Source organism: Streptomyces sp. NBC_01618, from assembly GCF_045209435.1.
GTDB lineage: Bacteria > Actinomycetota > Actinomycetes > Streptomycetales > Streptomycetaceae > Streptomyces.
In genome coordinates, this window is the sequence record NZ_CP109297.1 from 947,588 (window position 1) to 969,713 (window position 22,126).

The 22,126-nt window shown below is 68.1% G+C and carries 20 protein-coding genes and 1 pseudogene; 15 read left to right on the forward strand and 6 right to left on the reverse strand.

The genetic code is table 11. The features are described from left to right. The first annotated feature begins 24 nt into the window (after positions 1 to 24). From OH735_RS04575 to OH735_RS04585, 3 genes are all read left to right on the forward strand, one after another. Positions 25 to 1,365: a hemolysin family protein gene (locus OH735_RS04575; RefSeq protein ID WP_406379671.1), complete on the forward strand. Its 1,341-nt coding sequence runs from the start codon at positions 25 to 27 to the stop codon at positions 1,363 to 1,365. After that, positions 1,362 to 2,381 carry a hemolysin family protein gene (locus OH735_RS04580; RefSeq protein WP_406379673.1) on the forward strand — a complete coding sequence of 340 codons (1,020 nt, stop codon included), beginning with the start codon at positions 1,362 to 1,364 and terminating at the stop codon, positions 2,379 to 2,381. The genes OH735_RS04575 and OH735_RS04580 overlap by 4 nt, the downstream gene beginning before the upstream one ends. Before the next feature lie 332 nt (positions 2,382 to 2,713). Beyond that, positions 2,714 to 3,562: an SGNH/GDSL hydrolase family protein gene (locus tag OH735_RS04585; RefSeq protein WP_406379675.1), complete on the forward strand. Its 849-nt coding sequence runs from the start codon at positions 2,714 to 2,716 to the stop codon at positions 3,560 to 3,562. Between the two features lie 139 nt (positions 3,563 to 3,701). Here the strand turns inward: OH735_RS04585 and OH735_RS04590 are convergent, their stop codons facing one another. Continuing rightward, positions 3,702 to 3,857: a hypothetical protein gene (locus OH735_RS04590; protein ID WP_406379677.1), complete on the reverse strand. Its 156-nt coding sequence runs from the start codon at positions 3,855 to 3,857 to the stop codon at positions 3,702 to 3,704. 746 nt (positions 3,858 to 4,603) lie between these two features. Here OH735_RS04590 and OH735_RS04595 point away from each other — a divergent pair. The 6 genes from OH735_RS04595 to OH735_RS04620 are packed head-to-tail and all read left to right on the forward strand — an operon-like array spanning position 4,604 to position 10,131. Beyond that, a complete protein-coding gene (locus OH735_RS04595) occupies positions 4,604 to 6,214 on the forward strand; it encodes an ATP-binding protein (RefSeq protein ID WP_406379678.1) in 1,611 nt (536 codons plus the stop codon). A gap of 2 nt (positions 6,215 to 6,216) precedes the next feature. Continuing rightward, positions 6,217 to 6,624 (forward strand): roadblock/LC7 domain-containing protein, encoded by a 408-nt coding sequence (locus tag OH735_RS04600; RefSeq protein WP_266744855.1) that lies wholly within the window; start codon positions 6,217 to 6,219, stop codon positions 6,622 to 6,624. Beyond that, on the forward strand, positions 6,621 to 6,986 hold the full coding sequence (locus OH735_RS04605) for a DUF742 domain-containing protein (protein ID WP_406379680.1): 366 nt from the start codon (positions 6,621 to 6,623) through the stop codon (positions 6,984 to 6,986). Before OH735_RS04600 ends, OH735_RS04605 begins: the two co-directional genes overlap by 4 nt. Further along, a complete protein-coding gene (locus tag OH735_RS04610; protein WP_406379682.1) occupies positions 6,964 to 7,572 on the forward strand; it encodes a GTP-binding protein in 609 nt (202 codons plus the stop codon). Before OH735_RS04605 ends, OH735_RS04610 begins: the two co-directional genes overlap by 23 nt. Continuing rightward, positions 7,569 to 8,843, forward strand: a complete 1,275-nt coding sequence (locus OH735_RS04615; protein ID WP_406379683.1) for a cytochrome P450 — start codon at positions 7,569 to 7,571, stop codon at positions 8,841 to 8,843. Before OH735_RS04610 ends, OH735_RS04615 begins: the two co-directional genes overlap by 4 nt. A gap of 58 nt (positions 8,844 to 8,901) precedes the next feature. Further along, entirely contained in the window at positions 8,902 to 10,131 is a 1,230-nt protein-coding gene (locus OH735_RS04620; RefSeq protein ID WP_406379685.1) for a cytochrome P450, read from the forward strand. 235 nt (positions 10,132 to 10,366) lie between these two features. On the opposite strand, the gene OH735_RS04625 is transcribed toward OH735_RS04620, so the two are convergent. The 3 genes from OH735_RS04625 to OH735_RS04635 all read right to left on the reverse strand — a co-directional run bounded on the left by OH735_RS04625 (position 10,367) and on the right by OH735_RS04635 (position 13,897). Then, positions 10,367 to 10,672: a transposase gene (locus tag OH735_RS04625; protein ID WP_406386405.1), complete on the reverse strand. Its 306-nt coding sequence runs from the start codon at positions 10,670 to 10,672 to the stop codon at positions 10,367 to 10,369. A 784-nt stretch (positions 10,673 to 11,456) separates the two neighbouring features. Next, complete coding sequence (locus tag OH735_RS04630; RefSeq protein WP_406379687.1) at positions 11,457 to 13,280, reverse strand: protein kinase domain-containing protein; 1,824 nt, start codon at positions 13,278 to 13,280, stop codon at positions 11,457 to 11,459. A 176-nt stretch (positions 13,281 to 13,456) separates the two neighbouring features. Then, on the reverse strand, positions 13,457 to 13,897 hold the full coding sequence (locus OH735_RS04635; RefSeq protein ID WP_406379689.1) for an SRPBCC domain-containing protein: 441 nt from the start codon (positions 13,895 to 13,897) through the stop codon (positions 13,457 to 13,459). A gap of 223 nt (positions 13,898 to 14,120) precedes the next feature. Here OH735_RS04635 and OH735_RS04640 point away from each other — a divergent pair, with 223 nt between their 5' ends. The 4 genes and pseudogenes from OH735_RS04640 to mug all read left to right on the forward strand — a co-directional run bounded on the left by OH735_RS04640 (position 14,121) and on the right by mug (position 18,213). Next, positions 14,121 to 15,074 carry an IS481 family transposase gene (locus OH735_RS04640; RefSeq protein ID WP_406379691.1) on the forward strand — a complete coding sequence of 318 codons (954 nt, stop codon included), beginning with the start codon at positions 14,121 to 14,123 and terminating at the stop codon, positions 15,072 to 15,074. 52 nt (positions 15,075 to 15,126) lie between these two features. Beyond that, positions 15,127 to 15,327, forward strand: a pseudogene (locus tag OH735_RS04645) (transposase); the annotation flags it as partial. A gap of 863 nt (positions 15,328 to 16,190) precedes the next feature. Further along, complete coding sequence (purB, locus tag OH735_RS04650) at positions 16,191 to 17,633, forward strand: adenylosuccinate lyase (protein ID WP_406379693.1); 1,443 nt, start codon at positions 16,191 to 16,193, stop codon at positions 17,631 to 17,633. A gap of 19 nt (positions 17,634 to 17,652) precedes the next feature. Beyond that, a complete protein-coding gene (gene mug / locus OH735_RS04655; RefSeq protein WP_406379695.1) occupies positions 17,653 to 18,213 on the forward strand; it encodes a G/U mismatch-specific DNA glycosylase in 561 nt (186 codons plus the stop codon). A gap of 276 nt (positions 18,214 to 18,489) precedes the next feature. On the opposite strand, the gene OH735_RS04660 is transcribed toward mug, so the two are convergent. Continuing rightward, positions 18,490 to 19,233: an ABC transporter permease gene (locus tag OH735_RS04660; RefSeq protein WP_406386407.1), complete on the reverse strand. Its 744-nt coding sequence runs from the start codon at positions 19,231 to 19,233 to the stop codon at positions 18,490 to 18,492. After that, on the reverse strand, positions 19,230 to 20,168 hold the full coding sequence (locus tag OH735_RS04665; protein WP_406379697.1) for an ABC transporter ATP-binding protein: 939 nt from the start codon (positions 20,166 to 20,168) through the stop codon (positions 19,230 to 19,232). The genes OH735_RS04660 and OH735_RS04665 overlap by 4 nt, the downstream gene beginning before the upstream one ends. Before the next feature lie 108 nt (positions 20,169 to 20,276). Here OH735_RS04665 and OH735_RS04670 point away from each other — a divergent pair, with 108 nt between their 5' ends. Next, positions 20,277 to 21,449, forward strand: coding sequence for a histidine kinase (locus OH735_RS04670; protein ID WP_406379699.1), 1,173 nt, complete (start codon positions 20,277 to 20,279; stop codon positions 21,447 to 21,449). Between the two features lie 4 nt (positions 21,450 to 21,453). Next, positions 21,454 to 22,104 carry a response regulator gene (locus OH735_RS04675; RefSeq protein WP_384449854.1) on the forward strand — a complete coding sequence of 217 codons (651 nt, stop codon included), beginning with the start codon at positions 21,454 to 21,456 and terminating at the stop codon, positions 22,102 to 22,104. Positions 22,105 to 22,126 lie beyond the last annotated feature (22 nt).

Below are 22,126 nucleotides of genomic sequence, written 5' to 3' on the forward strand. Positions count from 1 at the left end.
CGATCATGGGACGGAGGTGAACCGATGACCGAAGTGCTTCTGCTGATCGTGGCGGTACTGCTCTCGCTCGCCTGCGGCGCCTTCGTCGCGGCCGAATTCTCCTTGACCACCGTCGAGCGCGGCCAGCTCGAACGGGCCGTGGAGCGGGGTGAGCGCGGCGCGGCGAGCGCGATGAAGGCCGTACGCAGCCTCACCTTCCAGCTCTCCGGCGCACAGCTCGGGATCACCGTCACCAATCTGGTGGTCGGCATGCTCTCCGAATCGTCCATCGCGAAGCTGATCCGCGGTCCGGTGGAGGCCGTGGGCCTGTCCCCGAGCGTGGCGTCGTCCGTCGCCCTCGTCCTGGGAACCGCCCTGTCCACAGTGTTCCTGATGGTCGTCGGCGAACTCGTCCCGAAGAACTGGGCCATCTCCTCCCCGCTCGCCATAGCGAAGGCGGTGGCGACCCCGCAACGGGCCTTCACCGCCCTGTTCAGGCCGTTCATCAGCCACCTCAACAACACCGCGAACCGGATCCTGCGCCGCCTCGGCCTGGAGCCCACCGAGGAGCTGGCCTCGGCGCGCAGCCCGCAGGAGCTGGTGGCCCTGGCCCGGCACTCGGCGAAGGCGGGCGCGCTGGAGGCGGACACCGCAGAGCTGTTCGTCCGCACGCTCAACCTCGCGGAGCTGACGGCGGAGAACGTCATGACGCCGCGGGTGCAGGTCACCGCGCTGGAGGTGCAGGCGACCGCAGAGGATGTCGCGAACGCCACCCGGGCAACCGGCCTGTCCCGCTTCCCCGTCTACCGCGGCAGCCTCGACACCGTCGTCGGTGTGGCGCACATCAAGGACGTGCTGGCCATCCCGGCCGAGCAGCGGCCCCGGACCCGCGTCTCGGAGATGCTGCGCGAACCCCTGCTCGTACCGGAGACCCTTACCGTGGACCGGCTCCTGGACCGGCTGTCCGGCAAGCTCGCCATGGCCGTCGTCATCGACGAGTACGGCGGCACAGCCGGCGTCGTGACCCTGGAGGACATAGTCGAGGAGGTGGTCGGCGAGGTGCGTGACGAGCACGACCCGCACGAGACACCGGACCTGGCACCGGCCGGCGAGGACGCCGACGGTCGGACCCTGTGGTCGGCCGACGGCGCCGCCCGCATCGACCAGCTGAAGAGGATCGGACTGCGAGTGCCGGACGGACCGTACGAGACGCTCGCCGGACTCGTCGCCACCGAGGTCGGCCGCATACCTGCCGTAGGTGATTCGTTCGAGCTGGCCGGCTGGCGGGTCGATGTGGTGGACGCCTCCGGGCGCCGTGCCGCGCGGGCCCTGCTGCATGCGCCGCTGCCCGGCGACTGCGACGAGCGGACGGAGGACGCCCGGTGATCGCCGTCCAGCTCTTCATCGGAGCGCTGACCCTGGTCGTCAACGCTTTCTTCGTCGGCGCGGAATTCGCGCTGATCTCCGTACGCCGCAGCCAGGTCGAGCCCGAGGCCGAGGCCGGGAACCGGCGGGCGCGCAGCGTCGTGTGGGGCCTCGAACACGTATCGGCGCTGCTCGCGGCGGCGCAGCTGGGCATCACCCTCTGCACCCTGGTCCTCGGCATCGTCGCCGAACCGGCCATCGCGCATCTGCTGGAGCCCGTCTTCGACGTGGCGGGTGTGCCGCACGGACTGATCCACCCGATCTCATTCGTGATCGCGCTGTCCTTGGCGACGTATCTGCACATGCTGCTCGGCGAAATGGTGCCGAAGAACATCGCGCTGGCCGAGCCGGTACGGGCCGCGCTGCTGCTCGGACCGCCACTGGTGACTCTCGCCAGGGCGCTGCGTCCGGTGATCTTCGCGATCAACGCCTTCGCCAACGCACTGCTGAAACTCATGCGGGTCGAAACGAAGGACGAGGTGTCCGCCACGTTCTCCGACGACGAACTGGCCCGGCTGGTGAAGGACGCCGGGGACGCGGGGCTGGTCGACGACCGCGCGGCCGAACGGCTGCGCCACGCCCTTGAGCTCGGCCGGCGACCGGTGCGGGATGTGGTGCTGCCGGTGGAGCGGGTGGTGTACGCCCGGATCGGAACGACGCCGGAGCAGTTGGAACAGCTCTCGTACGAGACCGGTTTCTCGCGCTTCCCGGTGATGGACAGCGAGGAGCGGATCCTTGGCTATCTCCATGTGAAGGACGCCTTGGACGCCACACCGCGCGATGTGCCGTTCCCGGTCACAGCGATGCGGCCGATCGCCCGGGTACGGGCCGCCACACCGCTCGACGACGTACTGACCGCGATGCGGCGCAGCCGTACGCACCTGGCGGCAGTGCTCGACGAGGACGATCGACTGGCCGGGCTGGTCACGATGGAGGACGTGCTGCGGGAACTGGTGGGCCGGACCCAGACACGCTGACCGGTGAGCGGGGCGGTGGGGGGCGAGCCGGGCGGGCTCCGAGCGGGCCCGGGCGGGGGCTCCGAGCGGGCCCGACGAGGGTCCGAGCGGGCCCGGCCGCGCCCCGTCCCGCGGAAGGACCACCGCCCACGGGAGGGACCTCCGGTCTTGGGAGCGGCCTCCGGTCATGGGAGGGCTGTCTCTCCGGGACCGCCGACCGTCGACGCCGGGTTGGTCTTTCCCGCCGCCCCCGAGCGACTGGGACGCGGTCGCTCGCAGCCCGCTGCCGCGCCTCGTGCCCGGCCTACGTCGCCCGGATGGGTCCGCGGGCACCACGATACGATCGCACCGTCATGGAAATGAATGCCTCGTACACTAGTCTCGTCGCGGTCGGCGACTCGTTCAGCGAGGGCATGTCGGACCTGCTGCCCGACGGCTCGTACCGGGGCTGGGCCGATGTTCTCGCCGGACGGCTCGCGGTCCGTACGCCAGGATTCCGCTACGCGAATCTCGCCGTACGGGGCAAGCTGATCGGCCAGATCGTCGACGAGCAGGTCGATGCGGCGGCCGCCATGCGGGCCGATGTCGTCACGCTCGTCGGCGGTCTCAACGACACCCTGCGGCCCAAGTGCGACATGGGCATGGTTCGCGGACGGCTCGAAGAGGCCGTGGAGCGTCTCGCGCCCTCGTGCAAGAAGCTGGTGCTCATGCGCAGCCCCGGTCGCAACGGCCCCGTGATGGAACGCTTCCGGCCGCGGATGGAGGAGCTGTTCTCCCTGGTAGACGAGTTGGCGGTCCGCCACGGCGCATTGGTCGTCGATCTGTACGGGGCACCGGCCCTGGGCGATCCCCGGCTGTGGGACGTCGACCGGCTCCATCTGACGGCCGACGGGCACCACAGGGTGGCGGAGGCGGTCTGGCAGACGCTGGGGCTGCCGCCGGAAATCGACTGGCGGACGCCGCTCCCGGCCTCCGTGCCCCCGGGATGGGCTATCCGACGAGTCGAAGACCTCCGCTTCGCCCGCCGGCACCTGATGCCGTGGATCGGCCGCCGCCTGACCGGTCGCTCGTCCGGGGACGGGCGGACAGGCGCGCAGTACAACGCGGAATCAGGGAGGGCCTTCTGGGTCACTCCCGAGGATGTCCGCGCCCCCGGCCCCGTGGCGACCTGGCGCCGGGTGGACGCGCCTCCGTTCTCGTAGCAACCCACAATCCGGACCGCGGCGCCGGCCTGCACAAACCGCCAGTAGAATCTGGACACCGGCGTTCTACACGCGAACGGATAGACGCAGGTCAAGGCAGGTCAAGGGCGCTTTCGGCAGATCAACCACTGATCATCTCTCACGGATTCTCGCTGCCGGTCGGTTCGGCCCCGTGGAAAGCGTCCCACGCGGCCGCGGCCGTCCGCAGGTCTTCGACTTCCACGTGGACGTACTCGGCCTCTGTGAAGGCCGTGTTCGTGTGCCCCGCCCAGGCGGCGAGGACGATGTCCGGCACCCGTTCACGGCGAGGCAGCCGAGGCACGAGTGCCGCGCGTCGTAGAGCCGCACGCGTCGCATCTCCAGCTCACGCATGAGCCGGTACGTGCTCACGGAGGTGCCGTGTGTTCAGCGGTTCGTCCACCGCCACGCACCCGGAGTCCGCGTAGCCCTCGCGGGCAGTAGGCCCATGAGGCTCAGCAGAAGGCGCGCGGACAGCCGATCCCGCTCGATGCCCTCGATGAGCCTCTGGACCTCCGCGACGGTCCACGGCTTCTAGCGTCGGCGGTTCTTCCTGTCCTTCTTCTTGTCCTGAAACGAGATTTTGACGTACTGGGCGACGTTCGTCGCGACGAGCTTGCGCACGAAAGTTGGAAGCCTGTGCCTGCTCTTACTTGCGGAACAAACATATCTGACACTTCGTCATGAACGGATTGCCAGGTGACCATGCCGAAGCCCTGATTTCCGCCCTGCAAGGCGTGAGTTGTGGCGCAGCGCATCCAAGCGGGAAGAGGAGCAACGGCTGTTCACGCCCGGCGAGCACTTCCGCTTAAGCGGATTGGAGATACGATCTTCAGACAACTACTGGTGCAGGAGTGGTTCCTCCCGTGAAGACGACGACGAACCGGGGCGATGCCGACAGGTCGCCCGGGTCCGCGGACTCCTGTGCTGCCACCCGCCCGGTCCTCCCCCACAGCAGGTCTCTTGATGTCCGACGCCTGGCTTCCACCAGACATCGACTTATTGCCGAATCAAAGGTCTTCCATGGCTCGTTCCCCCGCGTCCACTGTCAAACCCCGTAGGGGCAATGGCCTTTGGGCGACGTCTCTCGTACTCACGCTCCTTGCCTTCTCAGGAGCCGCGGTGCCCATCGCAGACATCGGCGTGACCGCGACCGTGGCATACGTTGTGGCTTTTCTGCTGGTCTTCGCCTGCCTCGTCCAGCTGTGCAGGCAGCACCGGGCGAGCGTGGCCGAAGCCATCCGCCTGGGTACCGAGATACGTGAGCGTGAGGCGGAGGCCGCACGCCGTGATGCCGACTGGCACACATACGTACGCAAGCAGTCCGAAGCGGCGCTCCAGGAGACGGAGTTCCTCCTGGAGAAGCGGCTACCTGCCACTCTCGGCAGGAGCGGGATTCCCGCATCGCGGGACAGTTCGGAGCCACTCGTCCGGGAGCTCTCCAAGCGCTTCGACCGGCTGCTCACGGATGTGTCCGATGCGATCGACAACCGCGAGGAGTCGCAGCGCATCGCGTTGGTCGAGCTGGCGAGCAGAGTCCAGACCTCGGCACACCGGATTCAGGCGACGGTCACGGGTGTGGCGGAGCGTCACCCGGGCGACGCAGACCTGCTCGAGGCCACCATGCATGTGGACCATGCGGCAACTCAGCAGGCGCGACACGCCCAGAGTCTCAAGGTTCTGTGCGGGGAGTGGCCCGGCCAGCAGTGGCAGAAGCCGCTGGCGCTGGTCGATGTGGTGCGGGCCGCCTCGGGCCGGATCGTCTCGTTCAAGCGGGTCGAGGTGACCGGTGACCCGGATGTCGGCATCACCGCATCGGTGGTCGAACCACTGATCCATCTCGTCGCGGAGCTGCTCGCCAACGCGACCGAGTACTCACCGCCGAGGACCGGCGTGCCCGTCACGGTGCGGACCGTGCAACGTGGTGCGGTCATCGAGGTCGATGACGGCGGCCTCGGCCTGGACGAGCACCGGCTGGCCGAAGCACGTGACATCGTCTCGGGCCGCCGCCTTCTCGGCGTCGGTGATGTCGGCGAGATCCCGCAGACCGGCTTCGCGGTCGTCGGCCGCTTCGCCCACCGGCACGGTCTCAGCGTCGATCTGGGTCCGTCGCCGTACGGAGGTGTCCGCGCGGTGATCCTCGTGCCGCTGGAGCTCCTGAAGACCCTCGCGCCCGCCGGAGCGCCCGGCGGGCGGGTGCATCCCAAGCCGCCGCCCGCTCCGCCGTCACCATCACCGGCCGTGCCCTCCGCCGACGTCACCCCGGCCGCCCCCGACCGCACCGTTCCTACGCAAGCCCCGGCTCCGGCGGCCGAACCCGCCCCGTCGCCCGAGCCGCCCCGGGAGGCGGACCTGTCCGGTTCGCTCCCGCCTGCCACCGATGGTCCGGCCGCACGTCGCCACCGGTTGCCCCAGCGCCGGTCTCGACGTGACGGATACGTCCCCGCGGTGGAGGAGGCGCCGACCGCTGTCACTCCGCCGGGTTCGCCGGAGAACGCCGGCGACTGGATGGAGCAGTTCTTCGAAGGCGGCCGGACCACGCCCCCCGCATCCGGCTCCGCTCCCGGTCACGACCCGCACGACCCCCCACACGACTCCCCCGCCACCCCCGATTCCTCGGAAGGACAGATGTGAGCATGAATTACGTGGAGAACCCGGAGCAGCGCGGCTGGATGATCTCCGAAGTCGCCGCAGTGCCCGGCGTACGGCTGGCGATCGTCTTCAGTTCCGACGGTCTGCTGTTGGCCAACTCGGAGGGCATGGACCGCGACTCCGCCGACCGGTTGTCGGCGAGCTGCGCGGGACTTCAGTCCCTCGGCCGCGGTCTCGGACGGGAGTACGGCGAGGACGGCGGCGCCGTGCACCAGCAGATGGTGGAGTTCAACGGCGGATTTTTGTTTATGCGCAGTGCCGACGGAGCACATCTCGCCGTCGTGACGGGCCCCGTGATCGACCCGAAGCTCGTCGCCCGGCAGATGCAGGCGCAGGTGATGAAGATCGGGGCGAGCAATCTCAGCAGCCCGCCGCGCCAGGGCTCCGCGTGAGCGGGCCGGGAGAGGGGTTCACGGACGGTGCGTTACGCCCGTACGTGATCACGAAGGGGCGCTCCCGGCCAACCCGTAACACGGTCGGCGTCGAGACGCTCCTCGTGGCGGTGGACCCCCCACGGGCCCTCCCTGTCTCCGCGACCAGGGAAGAGATCGCCCTCGTGCGCATGTGCGCGCAGTTGCTGTCCCTCGTGGAGGCCGCCGCTCATCTCGGACTGCCGGTCAGCCTGGTGAAGGTGCTGGCGTCCGACCTCGTCGACAGCGGGCATCTGTCCGCACGCTCCGGTGTTCCACGGGCCGCCCTGCCCGATAAGCAACTGTTACAGGAGGTACTGGATGGTCTCCGTCGGTTCCGCTGACCGCTACTTGCCCGACACGGTGCAGCAGGCCGTCAAGATCCTTGTCGTGGGCGCGTTCGGCGTAGGCAAGACCACGCTCGTCGGATCCGTCAGCGAGATCGAACCGCTGCGCACCGAAGAGGTGATGACGGCGGCGAGCGTGGGGGTCGACGAGCTGGCCGGTCTGAGCGACAAGACGACCACCACCGTCGCCATGGACTTCGGCCGTGTCACGCTCAGCTCGCAACTGGTCCTCTATCTGTTCGGTACGCCCGGCCAACAACGGTTCTGGGATCTGTGGGAAGGGCTGGCCGAGGGCGCCCTCGGTGTGCTCGTGCTGATCGATACCCGCAGGCTGGAGGAGAGTTTCGACGTATTGGAGCAATTGGAGATCCGCGGGCTCCCGTTCGCGGTCGCGATCAATCAGTTCCCGGACAGCGAGCGCTACACCGACGAGGAACTGCGCGGTGCGCTCGATCTGCTGCCCGAGACACCCATTGTGCCCTGCGACGCGCGCAACCGCGCCTCATCGGTCGATTCCCTGATCAGGTTGGTGGAACACGTATCAGGCATCGATGCGGCGCGCACCCTGGAGACAGCCTCATGAGCATTCTGCCGCCGCCGGGGTGCCCGTCGTACGCAGGGCACGGCACCGAACTGGTTCCGCTGTCTGCTGTCGTGGGCTCGTCCGACCCGCATGCTGTCTATCGCAGGCTCCGCGAGGAGTGGGGCAGCGTCGCGAAGGTCGAGCTGGAGCCAGGCGTGCCTGCCTGGCTGGTGATGGGCTACCAGGAACTGCTGGTTATCACCCGGCACGAGCAGCTCTACTCCCGCGATGCCCGTAACTGGCGCGACCTGAACGAGGGAGTCGTCTCGCCGCATTCGGGGCTCCTCCCGATGATGGGATGGCGTGCCAACGTCATCGGAGCCGACGGCCCCGAACACCGGCGGCTGCGCAAGCCTCTCGACGACGGGATCGCGCGGATAGACCAGCGCAGGGTGCGTCGTGAGGTGGAGGCGTTGTGCACGGATCTGATCGCGTCGTTCTCCGAGCGTGGCAACGCTGATCTGGTCAACGAATACGCCACGATCGTGCCGATGCTGTCGCTCGCTTCGTTGTTCGGCCTGGACAGCGAAGAGGGCCGGGAACTGCTCGACGCGCTCATCGCACTGTTCGGCAGCGCGGGAGACTCCCAGGCCGGAAACCGCAACTTCGAGCAGATCCTGCTCGACACGGTGCGCGAGCGGCGGAGCAATCCGACCGACGACATGACGACGGTCTTCATCAACCACCCCAACCTGCGCAACGAGGCAGAGCGCCTGCAGTCCATCGTCGTGATGATCTCCGCAGGAAACGAGACGGTCACCGCCTGGATCTCGCACACGCTCCGGCTTATGCTCACCGATCCACGTTTCGCCGCCCGCCTGCACGGCGGGAGGCTCGGAGTGGATGACGCGCTCGACGAGGCGCTGTGGCGCGATCCCCCCATGAACAACATGCCCGCCCGGTACGCGCTTCACGACACCGAGCTGGGAGGCCGGCACATCCGGCGCGGCGACTGCCTCATCCTCGGGCACGCAGCCGCCAACGACGATCCCGAGGTCCGGCCGGACGGTGCGGACGAACGCTGGGGAAACCGCTCGCATCTGGCCTTTTCGGCCGGCCCGCATGTGTGTCCCGCACAGGTGCCCGCTCGGCTGATCACTCGTACCGCGGTGCAGACCGCTCTGCATCTGCTGCCGGACATGAGACTCGGCATTCCGGCGGACGAGGTGGCCTGGCGTCCCTCTCCCTGGACGAGGGTGCCGGTCGCACTGCCCGCGGAGTTCTCCGCGGCCCGAATACCGGCCCGTATCCCTACCAGGACGGGTCGATGAACCCTCGTATCCGACAGGACCGGCGCACGGCGGGTCCTGAGATTAGGAGCAGTTCGGCATGACGCCACATATACCTGTCATCGCTCTGGATCCTCATGGAACGGACCATCACGGCGAGGCGGCCAAGCTCCGTGAACTCGGCCCCGTGGTGCGGGTCCAGCTGCCCGGCGACGTGATGGCCTGGTCCGTGACGCATCACGCCCTGCTGAATGAGATGATCGCCGACCCCCGCTTCAGCAAGGACTGGCGCAACTGGAACGCCATCATCCGAGGCGAGATCGCGGACGGCTGGCCCCTCATCGGCATGGTGAAAGTCACCAACATGGTGACCTCGGACGGTCAGGAACACCGCCGCCTGCGCAAACTCGTCACCCAGACCTTCACACCGCGCCGCGTCGAGGAACTGCGTCCCCGTATCCAGCAGATCGTGGACGACCTGCTGGATGACCTGCCTTCGCATGCCGCCGCCGACGGCAGTGTCGACCTCCGCCGTCACTTCGCGCACCCTGTGCCCATGCAGGTCATCTGCGACCTGTTCGGTGTTCCGGCCGACGAGCGTCCCCGCCTGCAGGAGCTGATGGACAACATCTTCCGCTCCGATCTGCTGCCCGAGGAGGTCAGCGCCAGCCAGATCGAGCAGTACGAACTGCTGGCGCGGGTGGTCGAAATCCGCAGGCGTGAGCCGGGAAGCGACCTCACCAGCGCGATGATCGCGGCCCGTGCCGCAGACCCCGACGCGCTCAGCGAGGAGGAGCTGGTCGGCACTCTGCTGCTCATGCTGTCGGCAGGGCAGGAGACCACCCTGAGCCTGATCACCAATGCGGTGCGCGCGCTGCTGACCCATCCCGACCAGCGGGAGATTGCCGTACGGGGCGACGCGGACACCTGGGCGAACGTGGTGGAGGAGACGCTGCGCTGGGACGCCCCGATCGGGAACTTCCCCTTCCGCTATCCCCTTGAGGACGTCGAGATCGCCGGGGTGCGCATCCCGAAGGGTGAGGCGATCATGGCTCCGTTCAGCGCTGTGGGGCGTGACACGGCCCAGCACGGCGAGGATGCCGACCGGTTCGACATCACCCGGAAACAGCGCAAGCACCTGGCCTTCAGTAACGGCCCGCACTTCTGCCTCGGCGCGCCGCTGGCGCGGCTGGAGGCCGCGTTGGCCCTGCCCGCGGTGTTCGAGCGGTACCCGGATCTCGCGATGGCAGTCGATCCGGACGCCCTCATCGCGGTGCCGTCCCTCTTCTCGAACAGTTCCTCGACTCTGCCCGTACAGCTCGGAATCTGACCCTGTGTACGAGGCCCGGCGGAGCATGGCTTGACGCTGTTGGTTGATTCGGGCCTGGTTGCTTCGCCCCTCGTTATGCGACGGGGCGAAGTGCTGTATGGGGGCTGGTTCGGGTGCGTGCGTGGGGTGTGCCGGTGAGCCATGCGTTGATGCCGATGAGGTTGACTGCGGCGCCGGTGAGCTGGTGTTGGAGGCTGGTCTTCGGCAGGCCACGGTAGCGGTATCTGCGCAGGCATCAGGCTTGCAATGCTTGGGAGATGGTCCCTTCCGCCCCGGCGCGGATCTCGTAGCGGTCCTTCCACTCGTCGGTTGCCTGGAGTTTCCCGGCCTGCTGAAGTGCTTCGTATTCGTCGCGGGGCCTGACGTTGATCTCGCGGCGCTCGGCCTTCGGGGAGTTGACGCGCTGCCGCAACTGGGGGGAGTTGCGGCAGTCAGCCGGGGAGAACCGGACTCGGATGGTCGGCAGTCCGTCTTCCGAGCGTCGCTGGTGCACTGCCTGCTGGTGATGCCGTTGGGGCAGGTCACGTGCTGCTTGTCCCAGTCGATGGTGAACACGTCCTGCCGGTAGGCGGCCTCACCACGAGCGTGCGGGACGAACGCCAAGGCGGAGCGCATCGCCGCGCTGGGTGCACTCTCTCGCCACCTTCCAGGCGTGCGACCTGGATGCCGTGCAGTGGAGCAGGCCGACCGGGCTCCATCCCGCACGCTGCAGCAGCCGCTGCAGCGGCCGGTTGGGCACGTTCGTCGAGGTGAACAGCTTCGGGCCGCCAGCAGACGCGCACCCACACCTCGGCCACGGGCGGTCGCCGCCGCCATTTCGTGTGCCGCCCGTCATCGCCCTCCGCCGCGACCGGGTCGATCCGGGCCAGTACGTCCGAGTGCGACTCGCTCGCGCGACACACAGCGAACTCCCCGAGATCCTCTGCATCCACGATTGCCGCAATGTCAGCCCACCTCACTTCCTCGCACGTCCGGTCGCTTGTCCCGGCGCTCTGAACCCGTCGTGTCGCCACCCCTGTTGCCGTCTTCGTTGGCTCCGCAATAGGGCCCCCGGCCTCCGGGTCCGGCATGACTTCCGCCTCCTTTTGGTGATGATCCGAGGTGGTGTCACCGGGCCCGGAGGCATCGACAGACCGCTCATGAGGGGCTTGAGCACCGGCTTCACCCGGGCCGGAAGAGCTCTCCGTAACGTGGATGTGGCAGCTCGGTGCCGTGGCAGGCCGGACGAAAGCGTGAGTGGAGGGGCCTGCACGTGATCGACACCGGCGACATCGACGTCTTCCTCGGCCTGGACGTCGGCAAGGGCGAACACCAGCCAACCAGCGTCAGTAGGGCACCGTGTCGCACAAGGTCTCCGCCCAGGCAGAGGCGCCGTACTTGTTGGCCGCGCGCACCGTGACGCAGATCTTGTCACCGGAGTACGGGCCCTTGATCGTGTAGCTGGTACTGCCGGTCGAGTAGGTGGTGTCGACGTTCTTCTTGGTGAAATTGCTGCCCGTGTTGGTGTAGTGGATGTCGTACCTCGTCGCTCTGGAGATCGCCGGCCAGCTCACCTTGATCGGCATGTCGCACGCGCCGACACAGGAGTTGGTGTACGCAGCCTTGTAGCTCTTCATGGCGGGCGGTCGCGAGCCGGAGGACAAGCCGCCGGAGCCGGACGAATCTCCGCCGGCCGAGCCCGAGGAGCCGGACGACCCCGTAGAGCCGGACCCACCGCTGGTGCCGGTGCCGCCGCTGGTGCCGCTCTCGCCACCTGGTGAACTGCCGCCGCTCTCCCGGACGTTCGGCCTGTCCGGCCCGTCCTCGTCGCCCTGCCCCTTCTCGCCGTCCACGCCCCTGCCGTCGTCCCCACGCTTTCCGTTTCCTCCCTTGGAAGGCGAACTGCTGGGCGCGCTCGGCACGCTGCGGCCACCAGGAGTGGCGCTCGCGCTGCTGCCCGGTGACTGGGCGTGCGTTCCGCCCCCGCTGCCGCCCTCGAGGGGCTGGAGCAGGACGACCGTGCCGCCGCCGACGGTGATGACGGCAACGATGGGCAGAACGACGAGCCTGCGGCGCCGGCGGGGCCGTTGTTCGTGCTCCCGCCGTCGCGTCGTGGTGCCGTTGTCCGCCGGGACGACTTCGGGAGGCCCGCCCTTCGGCCGCAGCCCGACGGTTACCAGGTCCACGGGCTCCTCCCGCAGCGGCGCCGCCTCCGCGTCGAGCAGCCGCGCGGACTGCTGCGCGAGGTGCGCGACGACGTCCGCAGGCAGCCAGGCGCCGCCCGCGGCGCGCGGACGCGGCCGCTCGGGCTCCTCCAACAGCTCGTCTACACCCGGCCGTTGATCGATGCCCTTCGTCAGACACCGGGTGATGAGCGCCCGCAACGCGGCGTCCTCGACACGCGTCAGGTCGGGCTCGCCCTCCACGATCTGGAACATCACCGCGTGCTGATTGCTTGCCCCCTGCCCGAACGGCAGCTGCCCGGTCGCCGCATACGTCAGCACGCACCCGAGGGTGAACACGTCGCTCTTGACCCCCGCGCGCTGCCCGCACACCTGCTCGGGCGACATGAACCCGGGAGAGCCGATGGCCATACCCGTACTGGTCAACAAGGACTCGACCGAGGTCTCGAGCGCACGCGCGATCCCGAAGTCGATGACCTTCGTGCCGTCCACGGTGAGCATCACGTTGGACGGCTTCAGGTCGCGGTGCACGATCCCGGCGCCATGAATGTCCTTGAGTGCCTTCAGCAACCCGTCGGCGAGGGCGTGCAGGGACGCGGCCGGCAACGGCCCGTACAGTCGCACGACTTGCTCAAGCGAAAGCCCGGGAACGTACCCCGTGGCGACCCACGGCGGTTCGTCGCCCGGACCCGCGTCCAGCACCGGCGCCGTGTACCGCTCACCGACCCTCCGCGCCGCCTCGATCTCCCGCCGGAACCGTGCCCTGAACTGCTCGTCGGACACGTGCTCTTCGTGCACCACTTTCACGGCTACGGTCCGCCCGCTGTCCGACCGTGCGAGGAACACCCGCCCCATGCCACCGGCACCAAGCCGCCCGAGCAGCAGATACGGCCCGATGCGCGCGGGGTCGCTCACCGCGAGCGGCTTGATACCCCCGTCGACGCTGTCGTCCCGCTCGTTACGTCCGTCCTTGTTCGTAGCACTCATGACGGTGCGGCTCCCCCGATCTTCCCGCCTGGTCAACGGCGTAACTCGAATGAGAATAGACGTTGTTGATGTACCTGGTGAAATTGAGGGACTCGTTGTACGAGCGGGACGGTTCTAAGCGGCATCAGCAAAGTGCAGTACTGATCCTTTCGCCCCCAGGTCGGCTCCTTGGCACCTCAAATGATCAGAAATTGACTTCGCCCAACTCGCTCAGCAGTCCGGATTGGGCAAGCCCAGGGATGCGTGGCGCCGACATCGACGTACGACGCCAGGTTGGCCAGCGAGGAGGCGATCCCGGCCTCGTGTACCGCTTGGTCGATGCCGGGTGGCACGTCCGTGGCAGTGACGGTCACCTCGGTCCCGTCGCCGGCGGCAGCAAGGTGCCAGATCATTGTCATGGTGCCCGCGTACGACGGGTCGTCGGCGTCGAAAACCGCCCGCTGCACCACGCGTTCTGGTGGCACCAGGTCGGCGAACCCGATATCAACGACATCCGTCGCATCTGAAGTCTTGCCGGGGCTGTCGGTGGGGTCGAGGTAGGTGAGGGCCATCCGGAACCCGCCACCAGGCCGGGGATCCCACCGCTCGACCCGCCCACGCATGCCGTCCGGCGGCAACCAAGCCTAAAGGGAGTGCCGGTCGAGGAGCGCGCCGTAGACAGTCGCCGGTGGTGCCGCGATCACCCGGCCGGCGCGGTCGGTCCTGTCCGTGGCCCGAGTCTAGGTGTTCTGTCCACAGAGGTTGGTGACAGTGATCACGGCTGGGTGATCTTGAACGAGTGAGGGCCTTCCGGGTTCGGTGTGGATTGCGACATCTCCACCGGACGATCAGAAGGCCCTCATGCCCCACCGTAATGCACCCCTGACCGAGACCGGCCGTTTGCGTCTGGCCCGCTGCGTGGTCGAGGACGGCTGGCCCCTGCGCCGTGCTGCCGAACGCTTCCAGGTCTCGCCCACCACGGCTCAGCGGTGGGCGAGCCGCTACCGCGAACTGGGCGAGGCCGGGATGGCCGACCGCTCCTCCCGCCCGCACCACAGCCCGCGCCGAACGCCGACCCGTACCGAGCGGCGGATCATCAAGGTCCGCGTCCTGCGCGGCTGGGGGCCCGCCCGCATCGCCTACCTGCTCGGGCTGAACCCGGCCACCGTGCACCGCGTCCTGACCCGGTACAAGCTGGCTCGTCTGTCCCACCTCGACCGCGCCACCGGCCGTAACATCCGGCGCTACGAACACGCCGTCCCCGGCGACCTCGTACACGTCGACATCAAGAAACTCGGCAACATCCCCGACGGCGGCGGCCACAAGGTCCTCGGCCGGCAGGCGGGCCGCAAGAACCGCGCGAAGGCCGGGATGAGCTTCCTGCACAACGCCGTCGACGACCACTCCCGCCTCGCCTACAGCGAGATCCTGGCCGACGAGAAGAAGGAAACCGCCGTCGGATTCCGGCAACGGGCAAACGACTTCTTCACCGCCGCCGGGATCACCGTCCAGCGGGTCCTGACCGACAACGGCGCCTGCCACAAGTCCCACATGTGGCGCAACTCCCTTGCAGAACAAGGCATTTCACACAAGCGAACGCGGCCCTACCGGCCCCAGACCAACGGGAAAGTCGAGCGGTTCAACCGCACCCTCCTCGACGAATGGGCCTACGCCAGGCCCTACCGCACCGAGGCCGAACGACGAGACGCATACCCGCAGTGGCTACACACCTACAATCACCACCGCGGACACACCGCGCTCAAGGGCCAACCACCGGCCAGCCGCGTCCCCAACCTCACTGGGCAATACACCTAGCAGCGTTCGTTGGGTCAGGTAACCGGAGGCTGTTCAGATCGTTCCGACTGTCGTGGAACGGTGTGATGCGGCCGATGCGGAGTGGGCCCGGCTGAAGCCGCACCTGCCGCGGAACATCGGGCGTGGCGGGCGGTGGAAGATCCACCGCAGGGTTATCGACGGCATTCCCCTCCACCAGCAGACGGGCATTCCGTGGCGGGGCCTGCCGCGTCGTTCCGGGAAGTGGAAGACGGCCTACGACCGGCATCGGCGCTGATCGGCAGACGGGACCCGGGACAGGCTCCTGCGGACCGTCCAGGCTGACGCCGGCGCGGAGAGGCGGTCGCATGACACAGGTCGTCACCGCATCATTACTCTCCGCACTCAAAAGCTGAGAGCCGGATCCCAACGGTGCCCGCGCCGGACGCTGCGCCGTCGTAGCCCGAATCCGGCACCGGTGAGGACGACGCTCCCGGCCGCGGTCGTGTGCGCGGCGACCGCGTCGATCCGCTCCACTGGTTCCCTCGGCAGCGCGGAGGGTGCTGAGATGACGAGAGCACGGAGGGTGCTGAGATGACGAGCTCGACCGGGTGCCCGGTGTGGCGGGTGCACCAAACCGGGCAGGAGCGGCCGACTGGGCCGTGGTCGAGGTCCGGCACCCTGACGGTGAGCGGCGCGCTCATCGGCCTGCCTGCCTTCTTCCCCGCAGCACCCCAGTGGCAGTACCCGGAGGAAGAGTGCTCGTCAAGACGGGCCCGCAGGTAGTCCGCAGACCAACCAAAGTCGTGGCCCTGCTGGACCCGCTCCAGGGCGACCCGGGCGTGCACAACGCCGTCGGGATGCGGTCGGACGTCTTCATGTGGCCGGCGCGGGCATGGCGAGTGCTTCGAGGGCAGCCGCAAGGAGGCCGCCCAGCTCGGCGCCCAGGCTACGGTCTTGCATGGGTGCGGCTCCCTTGATGGAAGAGTTTCGTCTCAAGGCCCCGGCGGTGCTGGAATCACCGGCCCTGGGCCGTTTCGTCTCACGCGTGTCTCACACGCTGTGTGTGAGGCAGTGACCTACGAGCCTCTGACCTGGACCTTATGGACTTTGTGGCCACTCACGAACCGCTGAAGACGACAGGTAAACTCTGGACACGTGACTGCTGTGTCTGCGAAGCCTCGCATCCCCAATGTCCTGGCCGGCCGCTACGCCTCCACGGAGCTGGCCGTCCTCTGGTCCCCCGAGCAGAAGGTGAAGCTGGAACGCCGGCTGTGGCTGGCGGTGCTGCGCGCTCAGAAGGACCTCGGGATCGAGGTGCCGGACGCCGCCCTCACCGATTACGAACGTGTCATCGACCAGGTCGACCTGGCCTCGATCGCCGAGCGCGAAAAGGTCACCCGCCACGACGTCAAGGCGCGGATCGAGGAGTTCAACGCCCTCGCCGGCCACGAGCAGGTCCACAAGGGAATGACTTCTCGGGACCTCACCGAGAACGTCGAACAGCTTCAGATCCGGCTCTCCCTGGAGCTGATGCGCGACCGCACGGTGGCGGTCCTGGCCCGGCTCGGCAAGCTGGCGGGCGAGTACCGCGAGCTGGTCATGGCCGGCCGCTCCCACAACGTCGCCGCCCAGGCGACCACGCTCGGCAAGCGTTTCGCTACCGCGGCGGACGAGCTCCTGGTGGCCTACGGGCGGCTTGAGGACCTGCTGGACCGCTACCCGCTGCGGGGCATCAAGGGGCCCGTGGGCACGGCCCAGGACATGCTCGACCTGCTGGGCGGCAACGCCGGAAAGCTCGCCGACCTCGAGCAGCGCATCGCCGCGCACCTCGGATTCGCCCAGGCCTTCACGTCGGTCGGCCAGGTCTACCCTCGTTCCCTCGACTACGACGTGGTGACCGCGCTCGTACAGCTGGCCGCGGCGCCCTCGTCGGTCGCGAAGACGATCCGTCTGATGGCCGGACACGAGCTGGTCACCGAGGGCTTCAAGCCGGGCCAGGTCGGCTCGTCCGCGATGCCGCACAAGATGAACACCCGCTCGTGCGAGCGCGTCAACGGCCTGATGGTGATCCTGCGCGGCTACGCGTCGATGACCGGTGAACTGGCGGGCGACCAGTGGAACGAGGGCGACGTGTCCTGCTCCGTGGTCCGCCGCGTGGCGCTCCCCGACGCGTTCTTCGCATTCGATGGTCTGCTGGAGACCTTCCTGACGGTGCTCGACGAGTTCGGAGCGTTCCCGGCCGTCGTCGCCCGTGAACTCGACCGCTATCTGCCGTTCCTCGCCACGACCAAGGTCCTGATGGGTGCGGTGCGCGCCGGTGTCGGCCGTGAGGTCGCCCACGAGGCGATCAAGGAGAACGCGGTCGCCTCGGCCCTGGCCATGCGCGAGCAGGGCGCCGAGCGCAACGAACTGCTCGACAAGCTGGCCGCCGACGACCGCATCCCGCTGGACCGCGCGCAGTTGGACGCACTGATGGCCGACAAGCTCTCCTTCACCGGGGCGGCGGGCGACCAGGTCGGCGCGCTGATCTCGCGCATCGAAGAGATCACCAAGCAGCATCCCCAGGCCGCGGGTTACACGCCGGGCTCCATCCTCTGACGGCCGCCACCACACCCGGATGACACCCGAAGAGCTCCAGGCCGCCCGCGACCGCACCGTTCCCGATGTGGTCGCGGGCGGCCTGCGTGTGCTGTTCTGCGGGATCAATCCGAGCCTGATGACAGGGGCGACGGGCCACCACTTCGCCCATCCCGGCAACCGCTTCTGGCCGGTACTCCATCGATCGGGCTTCACCCCTCGGCAGCTGAGGCCGGCGGAACAGACCGAGCTGCTGCGTTACGGCCTGGGCATCACCAATGTGGTGGCCCGGGCCACCACACGGGCGGACGAGGTGTCCACCGAGGAGTTCCGGGAAGGTGGGCAGATCCTCGCGGCCAAGGTCGAGCAACTGCGACCGCAGTGGCTGGCCGTCGTGGGGGTCACCGCGTACCGCACGGCCTTCGGCAGACGGACCGCCCGGATCGGTCCGCAGGACCACACTATCGGCGGCGCCCGCATCTGGGCCCTGCCCAACCCCAGCGGCCTGAACGCCCACTGGACCACTCAGACGATGGCGGAGGAGTACGGGCGTCTCCACGCCTTCGTCGAGCACAGCACCCTCACCACCGAAGAAGCCTGACAGCCTCGGCAACTCCACAAAGCCCAACACCGATGGCCATATAGCCGTTGCTGCTGAGGCTGCTGTTGTGGCTGAGGCTGTGGTTCCGTGCCGGAACACAGCAGGGGCGGCCGGATGGATGACCAGCCCCCTTTCGACCAGCCCGTCCATAGGACGGTCGAGTCCCCAACTGGCCAACTCGGCTGCCGAGTCCCGCCACTGGGCGCAGCGGGGCCGTCACAAACAGCGGGATCACGAATATGGACGTGAACACGGGTCGCGGGTCGCGGCAGCCGACTATGCGTCTCTGCGGCGGATCGCCCACCAGCCCGCCAGCAGTGCGGCCGCCGCCCACGCGGCAGTCACGGCGAGGCCGCTCCAGGGTCCGAGACTGCCGGTGGGGTTCTGGTGGAGCACCAACTGTCCTGCCCGGTCGGGCAGATACTGCGCCGCCCCACCAGCGACGTCTCCGACCACGAAGGAGACGATGAGTATGAAAGGGATGAGAAGGCTGAGGACGGCCACAGCGCTGCGCAGCAGTATCGTCAGCCCGGCCGCGAACAAAGCCATCAGGGCGAGATATATCCCACCACCGAAGGCTGCCCGCAGGGCACCCGGCTCCCCCAGGCCGATCGCGTATTTGCCCATGAACATCTGCCCCACCAGAAAGGCGCTGAAGCTGGTGACAAGGCCGACGACGAGAGTCGGCATACCGACGAGGGCCATCTTGGCCGCGTAGAAGACGCCGCGGCGCGGCACGGCGGCGAGTGATATCCGCAGGGCACCGTTGAGATACTCGGACGAGATCGCCGTCGCCCCGAAGCTGATGGCCGCAATCTGGCCGAAGTTCAACGCGTAAAAGGCGCCGAAGAGCAGCTCGGTTTCAGCGTTGTCGGCCTCGGACTGGCCGATGCTGGCGAATACGAGCACGGTGATGGTGAGCGTCACGAGAAGGACCGATATCAGGGATCCGATGACGGAACGCACCGATCTGATCTTGATCCACTCAGAGTGCAGCACTGCTATGGTCGACACGGTCAGGCCTCCTGTCGGTTCGTGGACGAGGTCGCCGCGGCGGAGAAGTCCATCGCGTCAGCGGTGAGGTCGAGGTAGGCCTGTTCCAACGTGGTCTGCTCGTCCATGAGTTCAAGCACGGCAATACCTTCTGCGGCGGCTATCGCACCGATCTCCCCGGCCTTGGCACCCTCGACGGTCCAACAACCTTCACCATCGTGCGCGGGCATGTATCCCTTACGGATCAGGACATCGCGCAGACGTGTGGATTCGGTCGTGCGCACTCGCACCCGGGGCCGGCTGCGGGAGTCCAGGAATTCCTGCATCGGCAAGTCGGCAAGGAGCCGGCCCCTGCCGAGGACCACCAAGTGGTCGGCGAACGAGGACGTCTCGTTCATGAGATGGCTCGAGACCAAAACTGTGCGGCCCTCTCGGGCGAGCCGCTTCATCAGCTCACGGATCCAGATGATGCCTTCCGGATCCAGTCCGTTGGACGGTTCGTCGAGCATCACCACCTCCGGGTCACCGAGCAGTGCGGCCGCTATGCCCAGCCGCTGTCGCATGCCGAGTGAGAATGTCTTGATGCGTTTCCCGATGACTTTGCCGAGCCCTGCCTCCTCCAGGACTTCGTCCACTCTCCGCGCCCCCATGCCGTTGCTGACCGCGAGGGCCAGCAGGTGATTCCGTGCGGTACGCGAAGCATGGGCGGCCTGCGCGTCGAGCAGGGCGCCCACCCGGCGCAGCGGATCGTCGAGCGTGGCGTAGGGCTGCCCGTCGAACGTGGCCGTGCCGCTGGTGGGCCGGTCGAGGCCGAGAACGAGTCGCATGGTGGTGGACTTACCGGCGCCGTTGGGGCCGAGAAAGCCGGTGACGCGACCGGGTCGCACGCTGAACGTGAGGCTGTCCACGGCGCGGGTCTTGCCGTATTTCTTTGTGAGCTCATGGACGTCGATGCTGGTCATGTCCTCAGACTCGCGGCCGTGCAGGGTTCCTGGCCTCCCCCGGCGGTGGGGATCATCTCCCTCGCTCGGGGGAGCCGCCGCGCCCGTGCGGGCTGACACGATGGCGGCATGTTCCGTTTCCTCCGCCCGCTGGCCGCCTCAACCACCTACTCCCGATGGTTGCATCTCCTCATCCCGGGGGCGGCCTGCAGCGTGTGGCTCTTCATCTCCATGGACACGCCGTGGGCGCCCATGATCTTCGCAGTGCCGGTGGGGTTGTTGCCTGGCATGCGGCTGGCCGAGGGCGTTCAGGCGCAGCTCCTGCTCACGCCTGCGGAGCGGGGCAGGGCCGACGCCACAATTTCCGCAACCGCTGCGGGCGCTTGGTCGGATCGCTGGCGGACCGTGTTGTGGCTGGAGATACGCCTGCTGCTCGCCGTCGTCGTAGGGTTCGCGACGGTGTGGCTGTCGGCGACTGCGGTCGATCTCCTCCTCACCGCCTCGGGTACCCGCCCATCCGGCCAGTGGCTGGTCCGCGCAGTGGAGCCGCACTGGTGGTACGCCTTGCTCTCGCCCCTGCCCATCCTGGTGCTGTTGGCCGTGGTCGTGGCGAGTGGCGAGCTCGTCACCGCCACCGCGCGTCGGCTCCTCGGCCCCTCGCCGGTGCAGCGGTTGACCGCTCTGGAGGAGCGCACCGAGCAGTTGCTGGAGCGCAACCGCATCGCCCGGGAACTGCACGATTCGATCGGGCACGCGTTGACGGTCGCGGTCGTGCAGGCGGGTGCGGCACGTGCGGCTCGCGACCCGGAGTTCACCGAGCGGGCACTTGTCGCAATCGAGGAGACCGGCCGGGACGCGCTCGACGATCTGGAGCGGGTTCTGCGGGTGCTGCGCGAATCGGGGGCTCCGGCGGGACAGCAGCCGACGCTTGCGGAAGCGGACCGGCTCCTGGACTCCGCTCGTGGTTCGGGTGCGGAGATCGATGCGGATGTGTCCGGTCCACTGGAGCAGGTTCCGGGGGCGGTCTCCCGTGAGGGATATCGCATCCTTCAGGAGTCCCTCACCAATGTGCTGCGTCACTCCGGGACGGTTCCCGTCCGGGTGCGGATCAGCGTCACCAACGGCCGGCTGGAGTTGGAGGTCACCAATCCGCTCACCGGGTCCGTGGGTACCCCTGGAGGTGGGAGTGGCTTGCGCGGCATTCGTGAGCGGGCCGCGTTGCTGGGCGGAATAGCCAAGACAGGTGCGCACGGCGGCGAATGGAGGGTGCACGCAAGCCTTCCATTGAACGGCCTAGGCTGACCTGATGCCGGTTACCGTTCTTCTGGTCGACGACGAACCCCTCGTCCGCGCGGGGCTGCGCGCGGTGCTGGAAGCTCAGCCCGATATCGAAGTGGTGGGCGAGGCGGGTGACGGCGCCGCAGTGATCCCGTTGCTGCGTCAGCTGCGCCCCGATGTGGTGGCCATGGACGTCAGGATGCCGCTGATGGACGGCATCGAGGCGACGCGGGTGGTGCTGCGCACCGTGCCGGATCCGCCGAAGATCCTGGTGGTCACCACATTCGAGAACGATGAGTACGTGTACGAGGCGCTGCGTGCCGGGGCGGACGGCTTTCTCCTCAAGCGTGCCCGGCCCGCAGAGATCGTGCATGCGGTGCGCCTGGTCGCGGAGGGCGAGTCGCTGTTGTTCCCGGCGGCGGTCCGGCAGCTCGCCGCCGAGTACGGCACCAGCAAAGCGCGGGCGGCCATGGACCGGGCATCACTGACCGAGCGGGAGGCCGCAGTTCTCCGGCTGATGGCCCGCGGCCTGTCGAACGCGGAGATCGCAGCCAAGCTCGTGGTCGGTGTCGAGACGGTGAAGACCCATGTCAGCGCCGTGCTGGCCAAGTTGGGTGCGAGGGACCGCACCCAGGCGGTGATCGCTGCGTACGAGTCCGGGTTCGTCGCTCCGAGCTGAGGACCGCCGTCTCCGGATGTCC

Bases quoted from the DNA above. Each gene is read 5' to 3' on its own strand.
- OH735_RS04630 (WP_406379687.1), bottom strand. From the start codon at position 13,280: ATGAGTGCTACGAACAAGGACGGACGTAACGAGCGGGACGACAGCGTC.
- OH735_RS04620 (WP_406379685.1), top strand. From the start codon at position 8,902: ATGACGCCACATATACCTGTCATCGCTCTGGATCCTCATGGAACGGAC.
- OH735_RS04610 (WP_406379682.1), top strand. From the start codon at position 6,964: ATGGTCTCCGTCGGTTCCGCTGACCGCTACTTGCCCGACACGGTGCAG.
- OH735_RS04675 (WP_384449854.1), top strand. From the start codon at position 21,454: ATGCCGGTTACCGTTCTTCTGGTCGACGACGAACCCCTCGTCCGCGCG.
- OH735_RS04640 (WP_406379691.1), top strand. From the start codon at position 14,121: ATGCCCCACCGTAATGCACCCCTGACCGAGACCGGCCGTTTGCGTCTG.
- mug (WP_406379695.1), top strand. From the start codon at position 17,653: ATGACACCCGAAGAGCTCCAGGCCGCCCGCGACCGCACCGTTCCCGAT.
- OH735_RS04595 (WP_406379678.1), top strand. From the start codon at position 4,604: ATGGCTCGTTCCCCCGCGTCCACTGTCAAACCCCGTAGGGGCAATGGC.
- OH735_RS04670 (WP_406379699.1), top strand. From the start codon at position 20,277: ATGTTCCGTTTCCTCCGCCCGCTGGCCGCCTCAACCACCTACTCCCGA.
- OH735_RS04585 (WP_406379675.1), top strand. From the start codon at position 2,714: ATGGAAATGAATGCCTCGTACACTAGTCTCGTCGCGGTCGGCGACTCG.
- OH735_RS04665 (WP_406379697.1), bottom strand. From the start codon at position 20,168: ATGACCAGCATCGACGTCCATGAGCTCACAAAGAAATACGGCAAGACC.
- OH735_RS04575 (WP_406379671.1), top strand. From the start codon at position 25: ATGACCGAAGTGCTTCTGCTGATCGTGGCGGTACTGCTCTCGCTCGCC.
- OH735_RS04600 (WP_266744855.1), top strand. From the start codon at position 6,217: ATGAATTACGTGGAGAACCCGGAGCAGCGCGGCTGGATGATCTCCGAA.
- OH735_RS04615 (WP_406379683.1), top strand. From the start codon at position 7,569: ATGAGCATTCTGCCGCCGCCGGGGTGCCCGTCGTACGCAGGGCACGGC.